Source organism: Pseudomonas sp. SDT291_1_S447 (genome assembly GCF_054070155.1).
Genome location: NZ_JBSVXS010000021.1, coordinates 17,337 through 38,628, shown reverse-complemented (window position 1 = coordinate 38,628; position 21,292 = coordinate 17,337). Strand labels below are relative to the sequence as shown.

The window sequence follows — 21,292 nt, the reverse complement described above, 5'->3', positions numbered from 1 at the left end:
GCCCACTGGCACCGCCAGGTGTCAGAACCCTGTCCATTGGTATGCACACAAAGAGAAAAAAGCTATGAAACGGATTCTTCTCGGTACTCTCTTCACCGCTGTATCCATCAACGCAATGGCGCAAGCTCCAGGCGGCCCGGATTGCGGTTGGGGCAACATGCTGTTCGAAGGTCAGCGTGGCACCCCTGCTCACTTCCTCGCTTCCACCACCAACGGCACTTCCGGTAACGCCACCTTCGGGATGACGTCCGGCACCAACGGCTGCTCGACCAACGCTTCGCTGACCTATGGCGGCAAATCCTGGTTTGCCATGAATGGCATGATGAACGAGCTGTCCGAAGACATGGCCAAAGGCAACGGCGAAGCGCTGACGACTTATGCCGTGGTACTGGGCGTGGCGCCGGAAGACCGTGCGCACTTCGCTGCTGTGACTCACGAGCACTTCCAGCAAATCTTCAGCAAAGCTGACGTGACCGCTGAAGACGTGCATACCAACACCCTGGCCGTACTGAAATCGGATCCTCGTCTGGCCAAGTACGCAACTCAGGCTTAAGCTCGACCTCGCCCGCTTCCTTCGGGAAGCGGGTTTTGTTTTTTCGGCCCGTCCCTCCTTGGGTCTTTATTTCTTTCCTGTTCAAGTTGCCGACTATGCTCAAACGCCTTGCCTGGCTGGCGCTCTGTGTCTGCGCCCCGCTGTCCGCCGCGCCAACCATCGACCCTCAACGTTTGCAGCAACTGGCCAACGACCGCTTCTGGATTTCCCTCGGTCATTACGAAACCGCCAAGCTTGGCGGCTGGCGCAGCTATGTCAGCGACAAGAAGTTCTTTCTGGCGCCCGATGGCAATGAACATCCCGATCATGAACTGGCGGCCACCGTGCAAGCGCTGTACGCCCCGGCCAGTCTTGGCGAGCAACATGCGCAATGCGTTTATCCGGCGCGCACTCGCTGGCTGAAAGCGCAACTCAATCTCAGCGATCTGCCGACACCGGCATGCACCGAGTACAAGAAATGGTTCAAGGACGTCTCGCCGCACAGCGCGGTGATGATCTTCCCGGCGGCCTATCTGAATAGCCCATCATCGATGTTCGGCCACACCCTGCTGCGTATCGATCAGGCCGATGTGCAGTCCGACAAGACCTCGCTGCTCAGTTACGCGATCAACTTCGGCGCCTACATCGAAGGTTCGGACAACAGCATTCTGTATGCCTGGAAAGGCTTGATGGGCGGTTATCCGGGCCTGTTCGCGCTGGTGCCGTATCAGGAAAAACTCTCCGAATACCGCAGCCTGGAAAACCGCGATCTGTGGGAATACCGACTGAATCTGACCCAAGAAGAAACCGCACGCATGGTTGAACATGTGTGGGAGTTGAAGCAGATCCAGTTCGACTATTTCTTCTTCGATGAAAACTGCTCGTACCGCTTGCTGGAGTTGCTGCAAGTCGCTCGGCCGAGCCTGCGTCTGACCGAACAATTCCCGCTGACCGCCATTCCCACCGACACCGTCAAAGCGGTGAAAGAAGCCGGGCTGGTGGAAAGCATCGAATATCGCCCTTCGCGCGAGCGTGAGTTACTGAGTCGCGCTGAGCCTTTGACGAGTGAAGAACAGGATTGGGTGCTGAAAGTCAGCGCCGATCAACAGGTGTTGCAAGATCCGACCTTCAAAGCCCTGCCACGCGTCCGTCAGGCGTTGATCATCGACGCGGCGTATCGTCTCGAGCGCTACCGTGCCAACGGTCAGGAACGTGATCCGCAACGGGCGCAGCGCAGTTTCGAATTGCTGCGGGCGATCAACAAGAACCCGGCACCTGAGTTGGACATTCCGCAGCCAGGCTTGCCGGAAGACGGCCACGAATCGCGTACCTGGCAGGCCGGTCTCGGCACCCGTGGTGATCGTGCATTCGGTGAGTACGGTTTGCGCATGGCCTATCACGATCTCAACGACAACGCCGAAAGCTTCCCGCTCGGCGCGCAGATCGAAATCCTGCAGATGAAGTTGCGTCAGTACGAAGGCAATCACTGGCAGTTCCAGCAATTGGATCTGGCGACGATTCGTTCGCTGACGCCACGCAATGAGCTGCTGCAGCCGCTGTCGTGGCAGGTCACCGGTGGGCTGGAGCGCGTACCGGGCAAGCATGATGACGAAACGCTGGTCAGCCATGTGAATGGTGGTGGTGGCGGAACGTGGGCGCTGGGTGACGATGTGCTGGGTTTTGCCCTCGGCACGGTACGCGTTGAACACAACAATGACTTCGCCGAGTTTGTATCCCCGGCCGGCGGTTTCAATACCGGCGTGTTGTGGAAAAACCCGCTGGGCAATCTCAGTCTGGAAGCCAAGGGTGATTACTTCTTCAATGGCGAAGTGCGCCGCAGCCTGAGTTTGAATCAGCAGTGGGAATTGTCGCGCAATCTGGGTTTGCGCCTGAGTGCGCAACGCGAATTCAGCCACCTCGCCACGCCGGAAACCGAAGTCATGCTTGAAGTGAAGTGGTATCACTACTGATCCCGAGCCTGGCCCCCTGTAGGAGTGAGCCTGCTCGCGATAGCAATTCATCAGTCACTGGTGCTGTGACTGATACACCGCCATCGCGAGCAGGCTCACTCCTACAAGGGAAATGCGCTGCTCAACGAATTACTTACAGGCCTTTCACCAACGCCCGACAAATCCCCTTCTAGACTTTCCCCATAAGCCGGACAACCGGCGCGGGAGAGTGCGATGTGGCGGTGTGCGGGTTTGCTGGGTGTTGTGTTGTTGCTGGGCGGTTGCCAGACCACCCATGAAGATCTGATCGCCAAGGGTTATCCACCGGCCTTCGCCGACGGCTTCGATGACGGCTGCATCAGCGGTCGCCAGGCGGCCGGTTCGATCAGCGGCGAGTTTCGCAAGAACGTGCCGCGTTATCTCAAGGACAAGCAATACGCCGAAGGCTGGACCGACGGCTTCCGCCAGTGTCAGGCAATGCTGGAAAACAAGGATCGCGAGCAGTATCGCAACGAACACTGGGACGAACGCGAGCGCGCCTGGCAGCAACAGAAAGATCAGGACGCCGGGCGGGCTTATCGCTCGCAATAGGTCGCTCCCAGACATCCAGTGAAACCAAATGCCTGCGAGCATGGCCCAAACCTCATATGAGGAGGACACCATGAGTCGCGCATTCGTCAACGAAGACAACGCCGCCGCACAAGCCGATCAGCCGGTCGAACGGCAGGTCAGCGAGCAGCCCAATTACGTCACGGCGCAAGGGCTGGCGCAGTTGCAAGAAAAAGTCGCCGAACTGCAAACCCAGCACGCCGAACAATCGGCCAAAGGTGAGCAGGCCGACAAGCAACGGCTGGCGGATCTGCAACGGGATTTGCGTTATTTCAATCAGCGCCTGAGCAGCGCGCAAGTCGCCGTAGCAGCAACGTCCAGAGACAAAGTGCAGATCGGCAGTTGGGTGACCTACGCCGATGAGCACGACACCGAACGCCGGGTGCAACTGGTCGGCGAAGATCAGGCCGATGCCAACGAAGGCCTGATCAATTGGGGCTCACCCTTGGGCCGGGCGCTGCTCGGTGCCCGACTCAACGACGAGGTGCTGTGGCAGCGTCCCGCCGGCGATCAAATGATTGAAGTGATCCGCATCGAACCGGCTTAAACCACGCCCTGCGCGAGCATTGCGTCGGCGACTTTGACGAAGCCGGCGATGTTCGCGCCTTTGACGTAGTTGATCCGCCCGTTCTCCTCACCGTAATGCACGCAAGCGTGGTGGATCGACTGCATGATCGCGTGCAGCTTGCTGTCGACCTCACCCGCCGTCCACAGCAGGCGCATGGCGTTCTGCGACATCTCCAGACCACTCACCGCCACGCCGCCGGCGTTGGATGCTTTGCCCGGGGCGAAGAGAATGCCGGCCTCGATAAAGATATCCACAGCCTCGAGCGTGGTCGGCATGTTCGCGCCTTCGGCCACGCACACGCAGCCATTGCGCAGCAACGTGCGCGCAGCTTCTGCGTCGAGTTCGTTCTGCGTGGCGCACGGCAGCGCGATGTCGCATGGCAGCGACCACGGCAGTTGACCGGCGCGGAACTCCAGACCGAACGCTGCCGCCAGTTCGCTGATGCGTCCGCGCTTGACGTTCTTCAGTTCCAGCAACGCCAGCCACTGCTCTTCGCTCAGCCCGGCTTCGCAATACAACGCGCCTTCGGAGTCGGACAAGGAAATCACCTTGCCGCCCAGATCCATGACCTTGCGCGCCGCGTATTGCGCAACGTTGCCGGAACCGGATATCGCCACGCGTTTGCCTTCGACGGTCTGCTCGCGGCGCTTGAGCATTTCTTCAGCGAAATACACGCAGCCAAAACCGGTGGCTTCCGGCCGAATCAGGCTGCCGCCGTAAGTCATGCCTTTGCCGGTGAGGACGCTGGTGAATTGGTTGCTCAAGCGTTTGTACTGGCCGAAGAGGAAACCGATCTCGCGCGCACCGACGCCGATATCACCGGCCGGTACGTCAACGTCGGCGCCAATGTGGCGATACAACTCGCTCATGAACGCCTGGCAGAAACGCATGACTTCGGCGTCGCTCTTGCCCTTCGGATCGAAGTCCGAGCCGCCCTTGCCGCCGCCCATGGGCAGCGAGGTCAGCGAGTTTTTGAAGGTCTGTTCGAAGGCGAGGAATTTCAGCACGCCCATGTTCACCGATGGATGAAAGCGCAAGCCGCCCTTGTACGGGCCGATGGCGCTGTTCATCTGGATGCGGAAACCGCGATTGACCTGCACTTTGCCCTGATCGTCGACCCACGACACGCGGAACACCACGGCGCGCTCCGGTTCGCAGATGCGCTCCAGAATTCCCGAGGTCAGGTAGTGCGGATTGGCTTCGAGAAACGGCCACAGACTGCGCAGGACTTCTTCGACGGCCTGGTGAAATTCGGGTTGATCCGGGTCGCGTTTTTTCAGGCGGGCGAGGAAGGATTCGACGGATTCGATCATGGGAAAAGTCTCGGCAAATTTATTGTCGTTGGAGGAGATTGGGCCGGACTGTAACAAACGAAATGCGCACAGGAACAGAGCAATATGTCGCAGTTATGAAATTAAATGGTGCACAGGATATAAATTCGGCGGTTTTTTGAGCTTGTTTTGCACCTGAATGGGGAGTCTGGGTTCAAGAAATGCACCACCAGTTATACAGCTATCGCGAGCAGGCTCACTCCTACAGGGGAACGCATTTCAAATGTAGGAGTGAGCCTGCTCGCGATCGCCACACCTCGGTTCCCCTGAAAAACCAGGCAAAAAAAAACGGAGCCCGAAGGCTCCGCTCTTTATGCAACCAACCCGAATCAGGCCAGTTTCTTGTGACGAACCCGGTGCGGCTGGGCAGCCGCTTCGCCGAGGCGTTTCTTGCGATCGGCTTCGTACTCGGTGTAGTTGCCTTCGAAGAAAATCGCTTGCGAGTCGTCTTCGTACGCCAGGATGTGTGTCGCCACACGGTCAAGGAACCACCGATCGTGAGAGATCACAATTGCAGCGCCCGGGAAGTCCAGCAGGGCTTCTTCCAGGGAACGCAGGGTTTCAACGTCGAGGTCGTTGGACGGTTCGTCGAGCAGCAGGACGTTGCCGCCCTCCTTCAGGGTCAGCGCCAAGTGCAGACGACCGCGCTCACCACCGGACAGGTCCTTGACGAACTTCTGCTGATCGCCGCCCTTGAAGTTGAAGCGACCGACGTAGGTGCGCGACGGGATCTCGTAGTTGCCGATGCGGATCTGGTCGGAACCGTCGGAGATTTGCTGGAACACAGTCTTGCTGCCATCCAGGTCATCGCGGCTCTGATCGACGCACGCCAGTTGCACGGTTTCGCCGACTTCGATGCTGCCCGAATCCGGTTGTTCCTTGCCCATCAGCATGCGGAACAGCGTCGACTTACCGGCACCGTTACCACCGATCACGCCGACGATGGCGCCTTTCGGCATCGCGAACGACAGGTTGTCGATCAGCACGCGATCACCGTAGCCCTTGGTGACGTTCTTGAATTCGATGACCTTGTCGCCCAGGCGCGGACCGGCCGGGATGTAGATCTCGTTGGTTTCCGAACGCTTCTGGAATTCCTGCGATTGCATTTCTTCGAAGCGTTGCAGACGTGCCTTGGATTTCGACTGGCGGGCTTTCGCGCCTTTGCGCACCCACTCCAGTTCTTCCTTCATGGCTTTTTCGTGCGCCGACTGCTGCTTGGATTCAGCGGCCAGTCGATCGGACTTGGCTTCGAGCCAACCCGAGTAGTTGCCTTCGTACGGGATGCCCGCGCCGCGGTCGAGTTCGAGAATCCAGCCAGCGACGTTGTCGAGGAAGTACCGGTCGTGCGTGATCGCTACCACGGTGCCCGGGAAGTCGTGCAGGAAGTGCTCCAGCCACGCCACGGAGTCGGCGTCCAAGTGGTTGGTCGGTTCGTCGAGCAGCAGCATGTCCGGGGCGGACAGCAGCAGACGGCACAGGGCCACACGACGCTTTTCACCACCAGACAGGTGTTCTACTTTCGCATCCCAGGCCGGCAGACGCAGCGCATCGGCGGCGACTTCCAGTTGGCGCTCAAGGTTGTGACCATCGCTGGCCTGCAGGATCGCTTCGAGCTTGGCCTGTTCAGCAGCCAGCTTGTCGAAGTCGGCATCCGGATCGGCGTAAGCGGCGTAAACCTCGTCCAGACGCGCTTGCGCATCCTTGATCACGCTGACCGCTTCCTCGACCACTTCACGCACGGTCTTGGTCGGATCAAGTTGTGGCTCTTGCGGCAGATAACCGATGTTCAGGTCCGGCATCGGACGGGCTTCGCCCTCGAACTCGGTGTCGACGCCGGCCATGATTTTCAGCAGCGTGGACTTACCCGAACCGTTGAGGCCGAGTACGCCGATCTTGGCGCCGGGGAAGAACGACAGCGAAATGTTTTTGAGAATTTCCCGCTTCGGCGGAACAACTTTGCCCAGCCGATGCATGGTGAAGACGTATTGAGCCATGGAGAACCTTGGGTCAGTGACAGATGAATGATTGCAGCGCAGGCGAAGCCCGGCCAGACCATGCGCGTCGTTCACTTGATGGTTATCAATGCGTGCGCGCTGAAAAAGTCTGAGTCTAGGAGCTGGAACGCTCCCGCGTAACCGGCAAAGCTACCTTAATGACGGAAGGCAGTCCAGCCGCGCGGGGCTGGCACTTCGCCACGACTCAAGGCATGCTAGCCGCCCTTTGGGCGTCCGGCTTATAGTGCACGTCGCGCCAGTCCAGCCAAACCGCAGGATTACAGCTTGTCCAATGTCACTCCGCCAGCTTCTGTGAGCAGCACCCCACCGGCGCCCGGCTCGTCCCTGCGCGGTACATTAAAGGGTGCGCTGGCGACACTCGTGCTTTTGTTGCTCGCGTTGCTGTTCTGGCAACTGCTCGACCAATTGCGCGAAACCCAGAAAAACCAGCGTCAGTACACCATCGATTACACCGCCGACCTCGCTTCACAGGTCAGCCTGAACATGGCGCTGAACGCGCAAATCGCCCTCAATCTGCTACCGATCGTCGAACAACCGCAATCAGCCGACGAACAGCAGGCGTTGCTGCGCAAGCTCCAGCAATCGCTGCCCGATTTGCGCAGCCTGGCGTTGCTCAGCCCCTCCGGGCGGATCATCAACGACAGCGCTGTCGACAGTCACGATGCCGACTACCTCACCGAACTGGTTCGCCGCAGTCGCGCCCAGGCGCATTATTTCAGCAACGCCGATGATGGCTCGGTGGTGCATCTGTTGCTACATCAGGCCAGCGGCAGCACCCGCGGTTATTGGGCGTTACGCCTGACCCCGACCTTCTTCGACTCGTTGACCAAACAGGGTGACACCGGCCTGCGCCCATTGTGGCTGGTAGAAAACCGCATCAACCATCAGATCATCAGCCGCGATGAAGCGTTGCCCTCGGCCAAGCCCGGCGTGCTGAGCCCGGACGACCTCGCCAACACCGTGCTGACCGTGCCGCTAAGCAGCAGCGACTGGCAACTGCGTGGCCTGTTCGACCGCCAGCGCGTGCTCGAAGAACTGCTGCCGGCGTTTATTGGCAAATGCCTGTTGGGCTTGGCGTTCTCGATGCTGCCGGTGATTGCGCTGTTGAACATGCGCCGCCGCCAGCGCCAGTTGCACGAAGGTCGTCGACGCTATCAGGACATTTTCGAAGGCACTGGCGTGGCCCTGTGCGTGCTGGACCTGTCCGGCCTCAAGCAGGTCTTCGACAAGGCGCAGATCCAGACCAGCGACCAGCTCAAGGCCTGGCTCGACCAACCGGCGCAGCGCCAACAACTGTTGCAGGAACTGCGCGTCACCGAGGTCAACCAGGTCGCGTTGCAACTGCTCAACGTCAACTCTTGCGAGCACGCTTGGCAATTGCTGATCGACGGCCATCCGCACCGCCAGTGCGCGATCGGCAATCAAGTCCTCGACGCCGTCCTGCAGCAACAAAAGCAGCTGGAACTGGAAATCAAACTGCCGGACATCAATGGCCGCGACCAGCACCTGTGGATGGTGTTGCGCCTGCCGACCGAGCAGCACGACTACAAAGCAGTGATCCTCAGCATCAACGACATTACCAGCCGCAAGCTGATCGAACTGTCGCTGCTCGAACGCGAAGGTTTCTGGTCCGACGTGGTGCGCACCGTGCCGGATCATCTGTACGTGCAGGACGTGATCAGCCAGCGGATGATTTTCAGCAACCACCACCTCGGCCAGACCCTCGGCTACAACCGCACCGAACTGCACCAGATGGGCGAGTACTTCTGGGAGATCCTGCTGCACCCGGAAGACGCCGACTATTACCATCGTTCGCGGCAGATGCAGCGTCACGCCGGTTACAGCCAGTTGCTGCAATGCCAACTGCGCTTCCGCCATCGCGACGGCAAGTGGCGGCGCTTCGACATTCGCGAACAGGCGCTGGCCCGCGACAAACACGATCAGGTCACGCGGATCATCGGCGTAGCCAAGGACATCACCGAACAGATCGAAGCCAGCGAATCCCTGCGTGACAGCGAGCAGCGCTACCGCATGCTCGCCGAAAGCATCAGCGACGTGATTTTCTCCACCGACAGCAAGCTCTCGCTGAACTACGTCAGCCCTTCGGTGCAGGCTGTGCTGGGTTACGACGCCGAGTGGATTTTCCAGAACGGCTGGCAATCGACCATCGCCAACCCGCAGCAACTGAGCGGCATCTACACGCTGATGGATCGGGTCAGCAAGGCGCTGGACAAACCCGAGCAACTGGCGGTGTTGCGCAATCAGGTGCAGACGCAAATGTTCCTGTTCGACTGCCTGCGCGCCGATGGCCGCAAGATCCCGATCGAGCTGCGTCTGGTGCTGGTGTGGGACGAGCATGGCGCGTTCGAAGGCGTACTCGGTGTCGGTCGCGACATCAGTCAGCAGCGCCGCGCCGAGAAAGACCTGCGCATGGCTGCCACGGTATTCGAGCACTCGACCTCGGCAATCCTCATCACCGATCCGGCCGGCTACATCGTGCAAGCCAACGAAGCGTTCAGCCGTGTCAGCGGTTACGCCGTGAGCGAAGTGCTTGACCAGTTGCCGAACATGCTCACCGTCGATGAGCAGCAGGACGCGCATCTGCGCTATGTGCTCAAACAATTGCATCAGCACAGCACCTGGGAAGGCGAAGTCTGGCTCAAGCGCCGTAACGGCGAGCATTACCCGGCGTGGGTCGGCATCACCGCGGTGCTCGACGACGAAGGCGATCTGGCCAGCTATGTGTGCTTCTTCAGCGACATCAGCGAGCGCAAGGCCAGCGAACAGCGGATTCACCGACTCGCCTACTACGACGCCCTGACCCATTTGCCGAACCGCACGCTGTTCCAGGATCGCCTGCACACTGCGCTGCAATCGGCCGAGCGGCAGAAGTCGTGGGTGGTGCTGATGTTCCTCGACCTCGACCGTTTCAAACCGATCAACGACTCCCTCGGCCACGCCGCCGGCGACCGCATGTTGAAAGACATGGCCACGCGCTTGTTGGCCTGCGTCGACGATGACGACACCGTGGCGCGCATGGGCGGCGACGAATTCACGCTGCTGCTGCAACATCGCTCCAGCCGCGAAATGGCGCTGAACCGGGCGATTCATGTCGCCGAACAGATTCTCGGCAGCCTGGTCCGACCGTTCGTGCTTGAAGGCCGCGAGTTCTTTGTCACCGCCAGTATCGGCATCGCCCTGAGTCCGCAGGACGGCAACGAACTCAGCCAGTTGATGAAGAACGCCGACACCGCGATGTACCACGCCAAGGAACGCGGCAAGAACAACTTCCAGTTCTATCAAGCCGACATGAACGCCAGTGCGCTGGAGCGTCTGGAGCTGGAAAGCGACTTGCGCCACGCGCTGGAGCAAAACGAATTCGTCCTGTATTACCAACCGCAATTCAGCGGCGACGGCAAACGCCTGACCGGCGCTGAAGCGCTGCTGCGCTGGCGTCATCCACGTCGCGGGCTGGTGCCGCCGGGGGATTTCATCCCGGTGCTCGAAGAGCTCGGTCTGGTGGTGGACGTTGGCGACTGGGTGATCAGCGAGGCGTGCCGCCAGTTGAAGACCTGGCACCAGAATCGCGTGCGCGTGCCGAAGGTCTCGGTGAACATTTCCGCGCGGCAGTTCTCCGATGGCCAGCTCGGCACGCGGATCGCGACGATCCTGCGCGAAACCGGCCTGCCGCCGGCGTGTCTGGAACTGGAACTGACCGAAAGTATCCTGATGCGTGAAGTCAGCGAGGCCATGCAGATTCTTGCCGGGCTGAAAAACCTCGGTCTGAGCATCGCGGTAGACGACTTCGGCACCGGTTACTCATCGCTGAACTACCTCAAGCAATTCCCGATCGACGTGTTGAAAATTGACCGCACGTTCGTCGATGGCTTGCCGTCCGGTGAGCAGGATGCACAGATCGCCCGGGCGATCATCGCCATGGCCCACAGCCTGAATCTGGCGGTAATCGCCGAAGGCGTGGAAACCCATGAGCAACTGGACTTCCTGCGCGAGCATGGCTGCGATGAGGTTCAGGGCTATCTGTTCGGGCGGCCGATGCCGGCGGGGCGGTTTGAGGCGCAGTTCAGCAATGACGCGCTCTTCATGTTCGACTGAAGTCCTGCTGCGCGGCCATCGCGAGCAGGCTCACTCCTACAAGGGATTGATGTCGGTCACAAGTTTTAAGCTCACCTCGGATACTGTAGGAGTGAGCCTGCTCGCGATTGGGCCGGCAGAAACACCACTGATCTGCGCATGAACGCCACTTGTCTGCGACATGATGTCGTTTCATATGCCATCCAAAACCCATTGGGTTAGAATGCCCCCCTTTTCTGCCCCCGATCCTTGAGGACCGCCATGTTCAGCCGTGATTTGACTATTGCCAAGTACGACGCCGACCTTTTTGCCGCCATGGAGCAAGAAGCTCAGCGCCAGGAAGAACACATTGAGCTGATCGCTTCGGAAAACTACACCAGCCCAGCGGTGATGGAAGCTCAAGGCTCGGTCCTGACCAACAAGTACGCTGAAGGCTACCCAGGCAAGCGTTACTACGGTGGTTGCGAGTACGTCGACATCGTTGAGCAACTGGCTATCGACCGCGCCAAAGAACTGTTCGGCGCCGATTACGCCAACGTTCAGCCGCACGCCGGTTCGCAAGCCAACGCTGCTGTTTACCTGGCCCTGCTGCAAGGTGGCGACACCATTCTGGGCATGAGCCTGGCCCACGGCGGTCACCTGACCCACGGCGCCAGCGTTTCCTCCTCCGGCAAACTGTACAACGCTGTGCAGTACGGCATCGACGCCAACGGCCTGATCGACTACGACGAAGTCGAGCGTCTGGCGGTTGAGCACAAGCCGAAAATGATCGTAGCCGGTTTCTCTGCCTACTCGCAGATTCTGGATTTCCCGCGCTTCCGCGCAATCGCTGACAAAGTAGGCGCTTACCTGTTCGTCGACATGGCTCACGTGGCCGGTCTGGTTGCCGCGGGTGTTTACCCGAACCCGGTGCCTTTCGCTGACGTCGTGACCACCACCACGCACAAGACCCTGCGCGGTCCACGTGGCGGCCTGATCCTGGCGCGCGCCAACGCCGACATCGAGAAGAAGCTGAACTCCGCGGTATTCCCGGGCGCCCAGGGTGGCCCGCTGGAGCACGTGATCGCCGCTAAAGCGATCTGCTTCAAGGAAGCGCTGCAGCCTGAGTTCAAGGCCTACCAGGAACAAGTGGTGCTGAACGCCCAGGCCATGGCCGAAGTGTTCATCGAGCGCGGTTTCGACGTAGTTTCCGGTGGTACCAAGAATCACCTGTTCCTGCTGTCGCTGATCAAGCAGGACATCTCCGGTAAAGATGCTGACGCCGCTCTGGGCAAAGCGTTCATCACCGTGAACAAGAACTCCGTGCCAAACGATCCACGCTCGCCGTTCGTCACTTCCGGCCTGCGCTTCGGTACTCCGGCTGTGACCACTCGCGGCTTCAAGGTTGCAGAGTGCAAAGAGCTGGCCGGCTGGATCTGCGACATCCTGGCTGACCTGAACAACGAAGCGGTGATTGACGCCGTTCGTGAGAAAGTCAAAGCCATCTGCAAGAAACTGCCGGTATACGGCGCTTGATGCGACGTTAAATCCGCAGCATGAAAAACCGGCCAAGTGATTGGCCGGTTTTTTTTCGCCTGAATTTTTTCAAACGCCTGAACCGCTCAAGAATGGGACTCACCGCACAACTGGTCAGACCGGTCATGCCAATTCGTCAATTTTCACTTGCGATGTCTAAAAAACAGCGCCTAGACTGCACCCGCACTGGACATACCGGTAAGACCACAATAATTAAGTCCTGAATCTGATGCGTTCAAGCGCACGGCAGCCAGGACACCGACCAGGATTCCTCCCATGCTCAGATGGTGCTCGCGTTCAATCTTCCTCCAAGTGGTTCTCGGACTGGTGCTCGGCATCGTCTGCGGGCTGACCCTTCCTGAATACTCGGCCCAGCTCAAACCGCTCGGCGACGGCTTCATCAAACTGATCAAGATGCTCATCGGCCTGATCGTGTTCTGCGTGGTGGTCAGCGGCATCAGCGGCGCCGGCGATCTGAAGAAGGTCGGGCGCATCGGCCTCAAGTCGGTGATCTACTTTGAAGTGCTGACCACCATCGCTTTGGTGATCGGCCTGGTCTTCGCCTTCAGCACCGGCATCGGCAGCGGCGCGAATATCCATCTCGAGCAACTGTCTGCAGCCGACATGGGCGATCTCGCCGAACGCAGCCAGCACATGCACACCACCACGCAGTTCCTCATGGACCTGATCCCGACCTCGGTGATCGGCGCCTTTGCCGACAACAACATCCTGCAGGTGCTGCTGTTCTCGGTACTGTTCGGTAGCGCGTTGAATCTGGTCGGCGAAGCAGCTTCCGGGATCTCGCGACTGATCAACGAACTGAGCCATGTGATCTTCCGCATCATGGGCATGATCGTGCGGCTGGCACCGATCGGCGTGTTCGGCGCCATCGCGTTTACCACCAGCAAATATGGCCTCGATTCCCTGCAGCATCTGGGCAGTCTGGTCGGTTTGTTCTACCTGACCTGCATCGCTTTCGTCAGCGTGATTCTTGGTCTGGTGATGCGTGCTTCCGGCCTGCGCATGTGGCCGCTGTTGAAGTATCTGCGTGAAGAACTGCTGATCGTCATGGGCACCGCCTCGTCCGACGCCGTGCTGCCACAGATCATGCGCAAACTCGAACACCTCGGCATTGGCAGCTCGACCGTGGGTCTGGTGATTCCGACCGGCTACTCGTTCAACCTCGACGGTTTCTCGATCTACCTGACCCTGGCCATCGTGTTCATTGCCAACGCCACCGGCACGCCGCTGGCGATGACTGATTTGCTGACGATTCTGCTGGTGTCGCTGATCACTTCCAAAGGCGCCCACGGCATTCCCGGGTCGGCACTGGTGATTCTGGCGGCCACGCTGACAGCGATTCCGGCAATCCCGGTGGTCGGTCTGGTGCTGGTGCTGGCGGTGGACTGGTTCATGGGCATCGGCCGGGCACTCACCAATCTGATCGGCAACTGCGTCGCCACCGTCGCCATCGCCCGTTGGGAAAAAGACATCGACGTACAACGCGCCAACAAAGTACTCAGCGGTCAGCAGGGCTACACCTTTCAGCCGCGTAAAACAGCAACTCCGGCGCACCAGCAGGAGTTCTGATTTCAACCCTATCGGCGCTGCCGCAAATGGCGATCTCTTGATCTCGGTTTGCGGTGCCCCTTTAGGCACATGGAGCGAGACAAGTGATTACCACATCAACCGTCGTCAACTCAGTCGTAGAAAAACTGCGCGCCGCTTTGGCCCGTGGTCAGTGGCGCTCCGGCGACATGCTGCCGGGCCAGCGCGAACTGGCCGAACAATTGGGCATCAGCCGCCCGAGCCTGCGTGAAGCGGTGATCGTTCTGGAAACCCTCGGCCTCGTCCGTTCGATGCCGGGCAAAGGCGTGGTCGTGCTCGACGCGCAACTCAGCGACAGCCAGAGCCACGACAGTGCGGTGGCTGGCGCCAGCCTCGAAGACGTGCTGCAACTGCGTTACACCCTCGAGCCGTTCATCGTCGGTCTGGTCGCGCAGTCGATCAGCAGCAAGGAAGTCGGCCAGTTGCGCCTGACTTTGATGGACATGCGCGAAGCCCTTGAAGCTGGCGACAGCGAAGCCGGGGTCAGCGCTTACATCGCCTTTCACGAAGAGCTGTTCACCCTGACCTCGAATCCGATTTTCCAGAGCGTCGTGCAGCAAACCAGCAACGCCCTCAAGCAGAGCGCCGAGGTGCTGCGCAATTCGCCGGAGCATCTGGCCGAGCGCCTGGAAGAAAACGAAGCGGTGGTCCGCGCGATCCGCAGCAAGAACAGCGCCCAGGCCAGCGCTGAAATGCGTCGGCACATTTTGCGCGAAGGTCAACGCATGGGCATCGAGCTGAATATTCCGGAAGACAACTTGAGTCGCTGACCCCTACTGGAGACAGGCCATGAACAGTTTCGCTTCACCGTCGCAAACCCACCCGACCACTGCGCCCCTGCCCTTCTCCCGCGTAAGAGTGTCGGCGGAGGATCTGTACCCGCGACTGTTCGACGCGATTCTCGAGCAGCGCATCGATCCGGCCAGCCGTTTCACCGAGGACAGTTTGAAAGAGATGTTCTGCGCCAGTCGTGCCGATGTGCGCCGGGTGCTGACGCAGTTATCTCTTGAACAAGTCATTGTGCTGCGCGCCAATCATCGGCCGCGTGTGGCAGCACCCGATCGGGAGCAGACGCGGCAGGCTCTGCATGCGCGGCGACTGGCCGAAAACACCTTGGTGCGTCTGGCCTGCCAACGTCCGCAAGCGGAAGGTTTGAAACGGCTGCGCGGGTTGATCGAGCGCGAGCGTCAGGCCGTTGAGCAGAATCGGCGCGGGGCGGCGATCCGCTTGTCGGGGGAGTTTCATCTGCACTTGGCGCAGATGGCGGGGAATGCACCGTTGGCGCATTTTCTTGGCAGTCTGGTGCCGCTGACGTCATTGGCGATTGCGCGATGTGAGGGTTCTACGCACAGCTGTTGCGCGTGGCAGGAACATAAAGCGCTGGTTGAGGCCGTGGAACGTGGCGATGCTTCCAAGGCTGGAATGCTGATGAATCGGCATCTGGATCATCTTGAGCAGACCCTGCTGGGCTCAGACCTTGAGCATTGTGCTGTCGGTTAGATCGCCTTCGCGAGCAAGCTCGCTCCCACAGTGGACCGCGTTCTGTCAGGAACAATGCAATTCACTGTGGGAGCGAGCCTGCTCGCGAAGAGGCCATCACTGACAACCGAGATCCATCAGGCAGAAGCCACCCTGGCAAACCCCGCCCGAATCTTCTCTTCCGGCAAATCATCAGCAATAAACACAATCACACTTTCCCGCGCCTCACCCTCGGCCCATTCGGTGTCCCAGTCGAAGCCATAGAGCTTCAGCACGCCCTGAAACACCAAGCGCCGATCCTCACCGGCAATGTTCAGCACACCCTTGTAACGCAGCAATTGCTTGCCGTGTTCTTCCAGCAGTTCATTCATGAACTCGCTGAGCTGATCGATATCCAGCGGCTGATCGGTGCGCAATACCAAACTGGAAATACGATCAATCGACGGCGCCTTGCTCACCGGGCGCAGGCTCAACCCACCGCCAAGATCGGCGTTAAGGTTGAAGCCGCGCACATCCAGCAGTTCAGCCAGATCAATGCTGCCGTGTTCAACCACACGGATCGGCGCGCGACGGTTGATCCGCGTCAGGCGTTCGCTCAGCGCGTTGAACGTGGCTTCATCGACCAGATCGGTCTTGCTCACCAGCAAACGGTCGGCAAAACCGATCTGCGCCTGAGCGATGGTCTGAGTCAGGTGCACGTCCGCGTGGGCGGCATCGACCAGGGTGATGATGCCGTCGAGCAGGTAACGCTCGCGCAGTTCTTCGTCGATGAAAAAGGTCTGTGCCACGGGAGCCGGATCGGCCAGACCGGTACACTCGATGACCAGACGATCAAAGGCGATCTCGCCACTGTCCAGACGCTCAAGCAGCAAGTACAGCGCTTTGGTCAGGTCAGTGTGAATGGTGCAGCACACGCAACCATTGGCCAGGGTCATGACTTGCACCGGCTCGTCGCCCAAGAGCTGGGTGTCGATACCGGCGTCGCTGAATTCGTTTTCGATCACGGCGATTTTCAGGCCGTGCTCGGCTTTCAGAATATGCCGCAGCAAAGTGGTCTTGCCGGCGCCGAGGAAACCGCTGAGTACCGTTACAGGTATGGGAGAAGACAAAACTGATCCCCTTCACAAAATGAATGAACAACACAAAAACAACTGTGGGAGCGAGCCTGCTCGCGAAAGCGGTGTGTCAGTCAAATCATTCATCAACTGACACTCCGTATTCGCGAGCAGGCTCGCTCCCACAGGGGATTACCTCAACCGCAGGCTGTCAGCTCAACAGCACTTCGGCCCACCCTTGCCACCGTAACGCGCCTCCTGACGTTCGCGAAAGAACATCTCGTAGCTCATCACCGGTTTGTCCGGGTGCTTGGTTTGCATATGCTCGACGTAGGTGTCGTAGTCGGGCATGCCGACCATCAGGCGCGCGGCCTGACCGAGGTATTTACCGAGGCGACTCAGGTCATTGAACATGGTGCAATCCTCTGGTTACGCATCCGGCAAAGCCTGGAATGGCGATTCTTTATCCGTACGCTCTTTTTTGCCCCAGGCGGCGATGCCGACCTTGAGCGCATAGAACAGGATACTGAAGACCACGAACAGGAACAGCGCGGTGAGCGTTGCGTTGGTGTAAGCGTTGAAGATCACATGCTGCATCTGTTCAACGCTTTTTGCCGGGGCCAGCACCTGACCGTTGGCCAGCGCATCGCTGTATTTCTTGGCCAGCGACAGGAAGCCGATCGCCGGGTTGGCATCGAACAGTTTGATGAAGCCTGCAGTCGTGGTGCAAATCAGCAGCCAGGTAGCCGGCAGTAGGGTGACCCAGATGTAGCGCTGGCGCTTCATTTTGATCAGAACCACGGTGCCGAGCATCAGCGCGATACCGGCCAGCATCTGGTTAGAGATACCGAACAGTGGCCACAGGGTGTTGATGCCGCCCAGTGGATCGATCACGCCTTGGTACAGCAACCAGCCCCACATCGCCACACAACCAGCGGTGGCGATCAGGTTGGCGGTCCACGATTCGGTGCGTTTCAGCGCCGGAACGAAGGAGCCGAGCAGGTCCTGCAGCATGAAGCGCCCGGCGCGGGTGCCGGCGTCCACAGCAGTCAGGATGAACAGCGCTTCGAACAGAATCGCGAAGTGGTACCAGAACGCCATGGTGTTTTCACCCGGCAGGACACTGTGCAGGATCTGCGCGATACCGACCGCCAGGGTCGGCGCACCACCGGCACGGGCCAGGATGGTGGTTTCACCGATGTCATGCGCCACGGCTTGCAGCGCTTCCGGCGTGATCGCAAAGCCCCAACTGCTGACCACTTGTGCTACCGATGCGACATCACTGCCGACTACGGCGGCCGGGCTGTTCATGGCGAAGTACACGCCAGGCTCGATCACCGACGCGGCAACCATGGCCATGATCGCGACGAACGATTCCATCAGCATGCCGCCGTAACCGATGTAACGGGCGTTGGTTTCGTTATCCAGCAGCTTCGGCGTGGTGCCCGAAGAAATCAGTGCGTGGAAACCGGACACCGCACCGCAGGCGATGGTGATGAACAGGAACGGGAACAGACCGCCCTTCCACACCGGGCCAGTGCCATCGACAAACTGGGTCAGCGCCGGCATTTTCAGCTCAGGCATGGTGATCAGAATACCGATCGCCAAGGCGACGATGGTGCCGATCTTGAGGAACGTCGACAGGTAGTCACGCGGTGCCAGAATCAGCCACACCGGCAGCGATGCAGCGACGAAACCGTAACCGACCAGCATCCAGGTAATCTGCACGCCAGTGAAGGTGAAGGCCTTGGCCCACACCGGATCAGCAGCAATCTGCCCGCCGAGCCAGATCGAACCGAGCAGCAGCAATACGCCGACCACGGAGATCTCGCCGATGCGGCCCGGGCGGATGTAGCGCATGTAAATGCCCATGAACATCGCGATCGGGATGGTTGCCATCACGGTGAAGATGCCCCACGGGCTCTCGGCCAGCGCTTTAACCACGATCAGCGCCAGCACCGCGAGGATGATGATCATGATCAGGAAGCAGCCGAACAGGGCGATGGTGCCGGGAATGCGGCCCATTTCTTCACGCACCATGTCGCCCAGGGAACGGCCGTTGCGCCGGGTCGACATGAACAGAACCATGAAGTCCTGCACCGCGCCCGCCAGCACCACCCCAGCTATCAGCCACAGCGTACCGGGCAAGTAGCCCATCTGCGCGGCCAATACCGGGCCGACCAGAGGCCCCGCGCCAGCGATGGCAGCGAAGTGGTGACCGAAAAGAATGTGTTTGTTGGTCGGCACATAGTCCAGACCGTCGTTGTTGAGCACGGCGGGGGTGGCCCGACGTGGATCAAGTTGCATCACGTTGTTGGCGATGAACAGACTGTAGTAACGGTACGCGACCAGATAAATGGCCACGGCTGCGACCACAATCCACAAGGCGTTGATCGCCTCGCCGCGGCGCAATGCCACTACGCCCAGGGCGCACGCTCCTACGATTGCCAGCACTAGCCAGGGTAAGTGGCGTAGCAGGCTATTATTATTTTTCATTTTATTATTCCAGCCAGGGTGGACAAGAAAGACAGCCACCCCGAGTTTAGCGCTTACGGCGCCAAAGGCCATACCCCGACGTTGGTCTAGACGCTTTAGCGATTGGCTGGCGCCCGCATTCGCGGTCTATAGTCAGCGAACCTTCACGAGGATTGCGCCATGAGCGAGCACCCCGCCAATCGACGTCGTTTCAAACGTATTGCGTTCGATGCCAGTACCGAGCTGAGTCAGGGCCAGTTTATCTGGCCGGTGAAGCTGATTGATCTATCGCTCAAGGGGCTGCTGATCGAACGGCCGGAGCCTTGGCTGGGGGACAAGTCGCAGGACTTTCTCGTCGACATTCATTTGAGCGATGACGTCGATATCGAGATGGATGTGCAGTTGGCCCATGAAGAAAAAGGCCAACTGGGCTTTGTCTGCCGACATATCAGCCTGGAATCGATCCAGCGCTTGCGGCGCTTGATCGAGCTGAACCTGGCTGACGAGGCCGAACTTGAGCGCGAGTTGGGCGCCCTGATCGAAATCTAGAATCCACCACAGATCAAATGTAGGAGTGAGCCTGCTCGCGATAGCGTTTTTACATTCAACACTTCAGTTGGCTGATGTACCGCTATCGCGAGCAGGCTCACTCCTACAGAGGTCGGTGGTTTATTCGAAAAGGGCGTCGAGGGCCTGTTCGAGGCGGGTCACCGCGATGATCTGCAAACCCGGAGGAGATTCCTTCGGCGCATTGCCCTTCGGCACGATAGCCCGTTTGAAGCCATGCTTGGCCGCTTCCTTCAAACGCTCCTGCCCGCTCGGCACCGGGCGCACTTCGCCGGACAGACCCACTTCACCAAACACCAACAGATCATGCGGCAACGGCCGATTGCGCAGGCTCGACATCACCGCCGCCATCAGCGCCAGATCCGATGCCGTCTCCAGCACCTTCACCCCACCGACCACATTAAGAAACACATCCTGGTCGTGCGTCGGAATCCCGCCATGGCGATGCAAAACCGCCAGCAACATCGCCAAACGGTTCTGATCCAGCCCCAACGTCACCCGGCGCGGATTGGCCAGATGACTGTCATCGACCAAGGCCTGCACTTCAACCAGCATCGGCCGCGTGCCTTCCCACGTTGCCATCACCACACTGCCGGGGACTTCTTCCTGCGCGCGAGTGAGAAAAATCGCCGACGGGTTGGAGACTTCTTTCAAACCCTTGTCAGTCATGCCGAACACGCCGAGTTCGTTAACGGCGCCGAAACGGTTTTTCACCGCACGCAGCAAACGCAAACGCCCATCGGACTCGCCTTCGAAATACAGCACGGTGTCGACCATGTGCTCGAGAACGCGAGGCCCCGCCAGCGCGCCTTCCTTGGTGACGTGGCCGACGAGGAAAATCGCCGTACCACTTTGCTTGGCGTAACGCACCAGTAACGCCGCACTCTCGCGCACTTGCGATACGCCGCCAGGTGCCGATTGCAACTGTTCGGTGAAGATCGTCTGGATCGAGTCAATCACCATCACCTTGGGCTTTTCCTGACGGGCCGTGGCGATGATGGTTTCGATGCAGGTTTCGGTCATCACCCGCAGTTGATCCTGGGGCAAGCCGAGGCGCCGGGCGCGCATGGCCACTTGCTGCTGGGATTCTTCGCCAGTGACATAAAGGGCCGGCATGCTCTTGGCGAGGTTGCACAGGGTCTGCAACAGGATCGTCGATTTGCCGATGCCAGGATCACCGCCGATCAACACCACCGAACCATCGACCAGACCGCCGCCCAAAACCCGATCCAGTTCACCGGACGCGGTGGAGAAACGCGGAATCTCTTCGATGCTGACTTCGGCCAGCGTCTTGATCTGCGCCTGCTGCCCGGCCCAACCGGTGCGGCCGGTCGGCGCCGTGGCACCACCGCTCTCGATCATGGTTTCAGTCAGGGTGTTCCAGGCGCCGCACTCGCCGCACTGGCCCGCCCACTTGGGAAAGGTTGCGCCGCACTCAGTGCAGCCGTACATGCGCTTGGCCTTGGCCATCTGGATCCCCCGGCAAAAACCGCGATG

General features: G+C 59.6%; 16 protein-coding genes. 10 read left to right on the top strand and 6 right to left on the bottom strand.

The window, feature by feature from the left end; all coding sequences use genetic code 11:
• Positions 1 to 64: 64 nt before the first annotated feature.
• The 4 genes from ACW9IR_RS10055 to ACW9IR_RS10040 all read left to right on the top strand — a co-directional run bounded on the left by ACW9IR_RS10055 (position 65) and on the right by ACW9IR_RS10040 (position 3,637).
• Positions 65 to 553: a DUF3015 domain-containing protein gene (locus ACW9IR_RS10055; protein ID WP_007909797.1), complete on the top strand. Its 489-nt coding sequence runs from the start codon at positions 65 to 67 to the stop codon at positions 551 to 553.
• A 95-nt stretch (positions 554 to 648) separates the two neighbouring features.
• Complete coding sequence (locus tag ACW9IR_RS10050) at positions 649 to 2,502, top strand: Lnb N-terminal periplasmic domain-containing protein (protein ID WP_457463013.1); 1,854 nt, start codon at positions 649 to 651, stop codon at positions 2,500 to 2,502.
• 213 nt (positions 2,503 to 2,715) lie between these two features.
• Positions 2,716 to 3,072, top strand: a complete 357-nt coding sequence (locus ACW9IR_RS10045) for a hypothetical protein (RefSeq protein WP_038361731.1) — start codon at positions 2,716 to 2,718, stop codon at positions 3,070 to 3,072.
• Between the two features lie 70 nt (positions 3,073 to 3,142).
• Positions 3,143 to 3,637 carry a GreA/GreB family elongation factor gene (locus ACW9IR_RS10040; RefSeq protein WP_457463010.1) on the top strand — a complete coding sequence of 165 codons (495 nt, stop codon included), beginning with the start codon at positions 3,143 to 3,145 and terminating at the stop codon, positions 3,635 to 3,637.
• On the opposite strand, the gene gdhA is transcribed toward ACW9IR_RS10040, so the two are convergent.
• Both gdhA and ettA read right to left on the bottom strand, forming a co-directional pair.
• Entirely contained in the window at positions 3,634 to 4,971 is a 1,338-nt protein-coding gene (gene gdhA / locus ACW9IR_RS10035; protein ID WP_457463009.1) for an NADP-specific glutamate dehydrogenase, read from the bottom strand. The two genes, ACW9IR_RS10040 and gdhA, sit on opposite strands and share 4 nt — an antisense overlap.
• A 347-nt stretch (positions 4,972 to 5,318) precedes the next feature.
• Positions 5,319 to 6,983: an energy-dependent translational throttle protein EttA gene (ettA, locus tag ACW9IR_RS10030; RefSeq protein ID WP_110720271.1), complete on the bottom strand. Its 1,665-nt coding sequence runs from the start codon at positions 6,981 to 6,983 to the stop codon at positions 5,319 to 5,321.
• 285 nt (positions 6,984 to 7,268) lie between these two features.
• On the opposite strand from ettA, the gene morA reads away from it, so the two are divergent.
• The 5 genes from morA (at position 7,269) to ACW9IR_RS10005 (ending at position 15,719) form a co-directional block, all read left to right on the top strand.
• Positions 7,269 to 11,117: a cyclic di-GMP receptor MorA gene (morA, locus tag ACW9IR_RS10025; RefSeq protein ID WP_457463008.1), complete on the top strand. Its 3,849-nt coding sequence runs from the start codon at positions 7,269 to 7,271 to the stop codon at positions 11,115 to 11,117.
• Positions 11,118 to 11,357: 240 nt separating this feature from the next.
• Positions 11,358 to 12,611 (top strand): serine hydroxymethyltransferase, encoded by a 1,254-nt coding sequence (gene glyA / locus ACW9IR_RS10020; protein ID WP_077574612.1) that lies wholly within the window; start codon positions 11,358 to 11,360, stop codon positions 12,609 to 12,611.
• 276 nt (positions 12,612 to 12,887) lie between these two features.
• Complete coding sequence (locus ACW9IR_RS10015) at positions 12,888 to 14,201, top strand: C4-dicarboxylate transporter DctA (protein ID WP_110720273.1); 1,314 nt, start codon at positions 12,888 to 12,890, stop codon at positions 14,199 to 14,201.
• Between the two features lie 83 nt (positions 14,202 to 14,284).
• The gene (locus tag ACW9IR_RS10010) at positions 14,285 to 14,989 is read left to right on the top strand and encodes a FadR/GntR family transcriptional regulator (protein ID WP_034153832.1); all 705 of its coding nucleotides are present in this window, start codon (positions 14,285 to 14,287) and stop codon (positions 14,987 to 14,989) included.
• Positions 14,990 to 15,008: 19 nt separating this feature from the next.
• A complete protein-coding gene (locus ACW9IR_RS10005; protein WP_457463005.1) occupies positions 15,009 to 15,719 on the top strand; it encodes a GntR family transcriptional regulator in 711 nt (236 codons plus the stop codon).
• A gap of 116 nt (positions 15,720 to 15,835) precedes the next feature.
• Here the strand turns inward: ACW9IR_RS10005 and yjiA are convergent, their stop codons facing one another.
• From yjiA to ACW9IR_RS09990, 3 genes are all read right to left on the bottom strand, one after another.
• The gene (gene yjiA, locus ACW9IR_RS10000; RefSeq protein WP_102899948.1) at positions 15,836 to 16,807 is read right to left on the bottom strand and encodes a GTPase; all 972 of its coding nucleotides are present in this window, start codon (positions 16,805 to 16,807) and stop codon (positions 15,836 to 15,838) included.
• 162 nt (positions 16,808 to 16,969) lie between these two features.
• Positions 16,970 to 17,167 (bottom strand): YbdD/YjiX family protein, encoded by a 198-nt coding sequence (locus tag ACW9IR_RS09995; RefSeq protein WP_003228401.1) that lies wholly within the window; start codon positions 17,165 to 17,167, stop codon positions 16,970 to 16,972.
• Between the two features lie 15 nt (positions 17,168 to 17,182).
• Positions 17,183 to 19,249, bottom strand: coding sequence for a carbon starvation CstA family protein (locus ACW9IR_RS09990; RefSeq protein ID WP_007909776.1), 2,067 nt, complete (start codon positions 19,247 to 19,249; stop codon positions 17,183 to 17,185).
• A 159-nt stretch (positions 19,250 to 19,408) separates the two neighbouring features.
• On the opposite strand from ACW9IR_RS09990, the gene ACW9IR_RS09985 reads away from it, so the two are divergent.
• The gene (locus ACW9IR_RS09985; RefSeq protein WP_457463002.1) at positions 19,409 to 19,777 is read left to right on the top strand and encodes a PilZ domain-containing protein; all 369 of its coding nucleotides are present in this window, start codon (positions 19,409 to 19,411) and stop codon (positions 19,775 to 19,777) included.
• 120 nt (positions 19,778 to 19,897) lie between these two features.
• Here ACW9IR_RS09985 and radA read toward each other — a convergent pair whose 3' ends face one another.
• On the bottom strand, positions 19,898 to 21,265 hold the full coding sequence (gene radA / locus ACW9IR_RS09980; RefSeq protein ID WP_007909773.1) for a DNA repair protein RadA: 1,368 nt from the start codon (positions 21,263 to 21,265) through the stop codon (positions 19,898 to 19,900).
• Between the last annotated feature and the right edge of the window lie 27 nt (positions 21,266 to 21,292).

What these genes read in the sequence shown, in the direction of transcription:
- ACW9IR_RS10055 (WP_007909797.1), top strand. Translation starts at nt 65, where the DNA reads ATGAAACGGATTCTTCTCGGTACTCTCTTCACCGCTGTATCCATCAAC.
- ACW9IR_RS10050 (WP_457463013.1), top strand. Translation starts at nt 649, where the DNA reads ATGCTCAAACGCCTTGCCTGGCTGGCGCTCTGTGTCTGCGCCCCGCTG.
- ACW9IR_RS10045 (WP_038361731.1), top strand. Translation starts at nt 2,716, where the DNA reads ATGTGGCGGTGTGCGGGTTTGCTGGGTGTTGTGTTGTTGCTGGGCGGT.
- ACW9IR_RS10040 (WP_457463010.1), top strand. Translation starts at nt 3,143, where the DNA reads ATGAGTCGCGCATTCGTCAACGAAGACAACGCCGCCGCACAAGCCGAT.
- gdhA (WP_457463009.1), bottom strand. Translation starts at nt 4,971, where the DNA reads ATGATCGAATCCGTCGAATCCTTCCTCGCCCGCCTGAAAAAACGCGAC.
- ettA (WP_110720271.1), bottom strand. Translation starts at nt 6,983, where the DNA reads ATGGCTCAATACGTCTTCACCATGCATCGGCTGGGCAAAGTTGTTCCG.
- glyA (WP_077574612.1), top strand. Translation starts at nt 11,358, where the DNA reads ATGTTCAGCCGTGATTTGACTATTGCCAAGTACGACGCCGACCTTTTT.
- ACW9IR_RS10015 (WP_110720273.1), top strand. Translation starts at nt 12,888, where the DNA reads ATGCTCAGATGGTGCTCGCGTTCAATCTTCCTCCAAGTGGTTCTCGGA.
- ACW9IR_RS10005 (WP_457463005.1), top strand. Translation starts at nt 15,009, where the DNA reads ATGAACAGTTTCGCTTCACCGTCGCAAACCCACCCGACCACTGCGCCC.
- ACW9IR_RS09995 (WP_003228401.1), bottom strand. Translation starts at nt 17,167, where the DNA reads ATGTTCAATGACCTGAGTCGCCTCGGTAAATACCTCGGTCAGGCCGCG.
- ACW9IR_RS09990 (WP_007909776.1), bottom strand. Translation starts at nt 19,249, where the DNA reads ATGAAAAATAATAATAGCCTGCTACGCCACTTACCCTGGCTAGTGCTG.
- ACW9IR_RS09985 (WP_457463002.1), top strand. Translation starts at nt 19,409, where the DNA reads ATGAGCGAGCACCCCGCCAATCGACGTCGTTTCAAACGTATTGCGTTC.
- radA (WP_007909773.1), bottom strand. Translation starts at nt 21,265, where the DNA reads ATGGCCAAGGCCAAGCGCATGTACGGCTGCACTGAGTGCGGCGCAACC.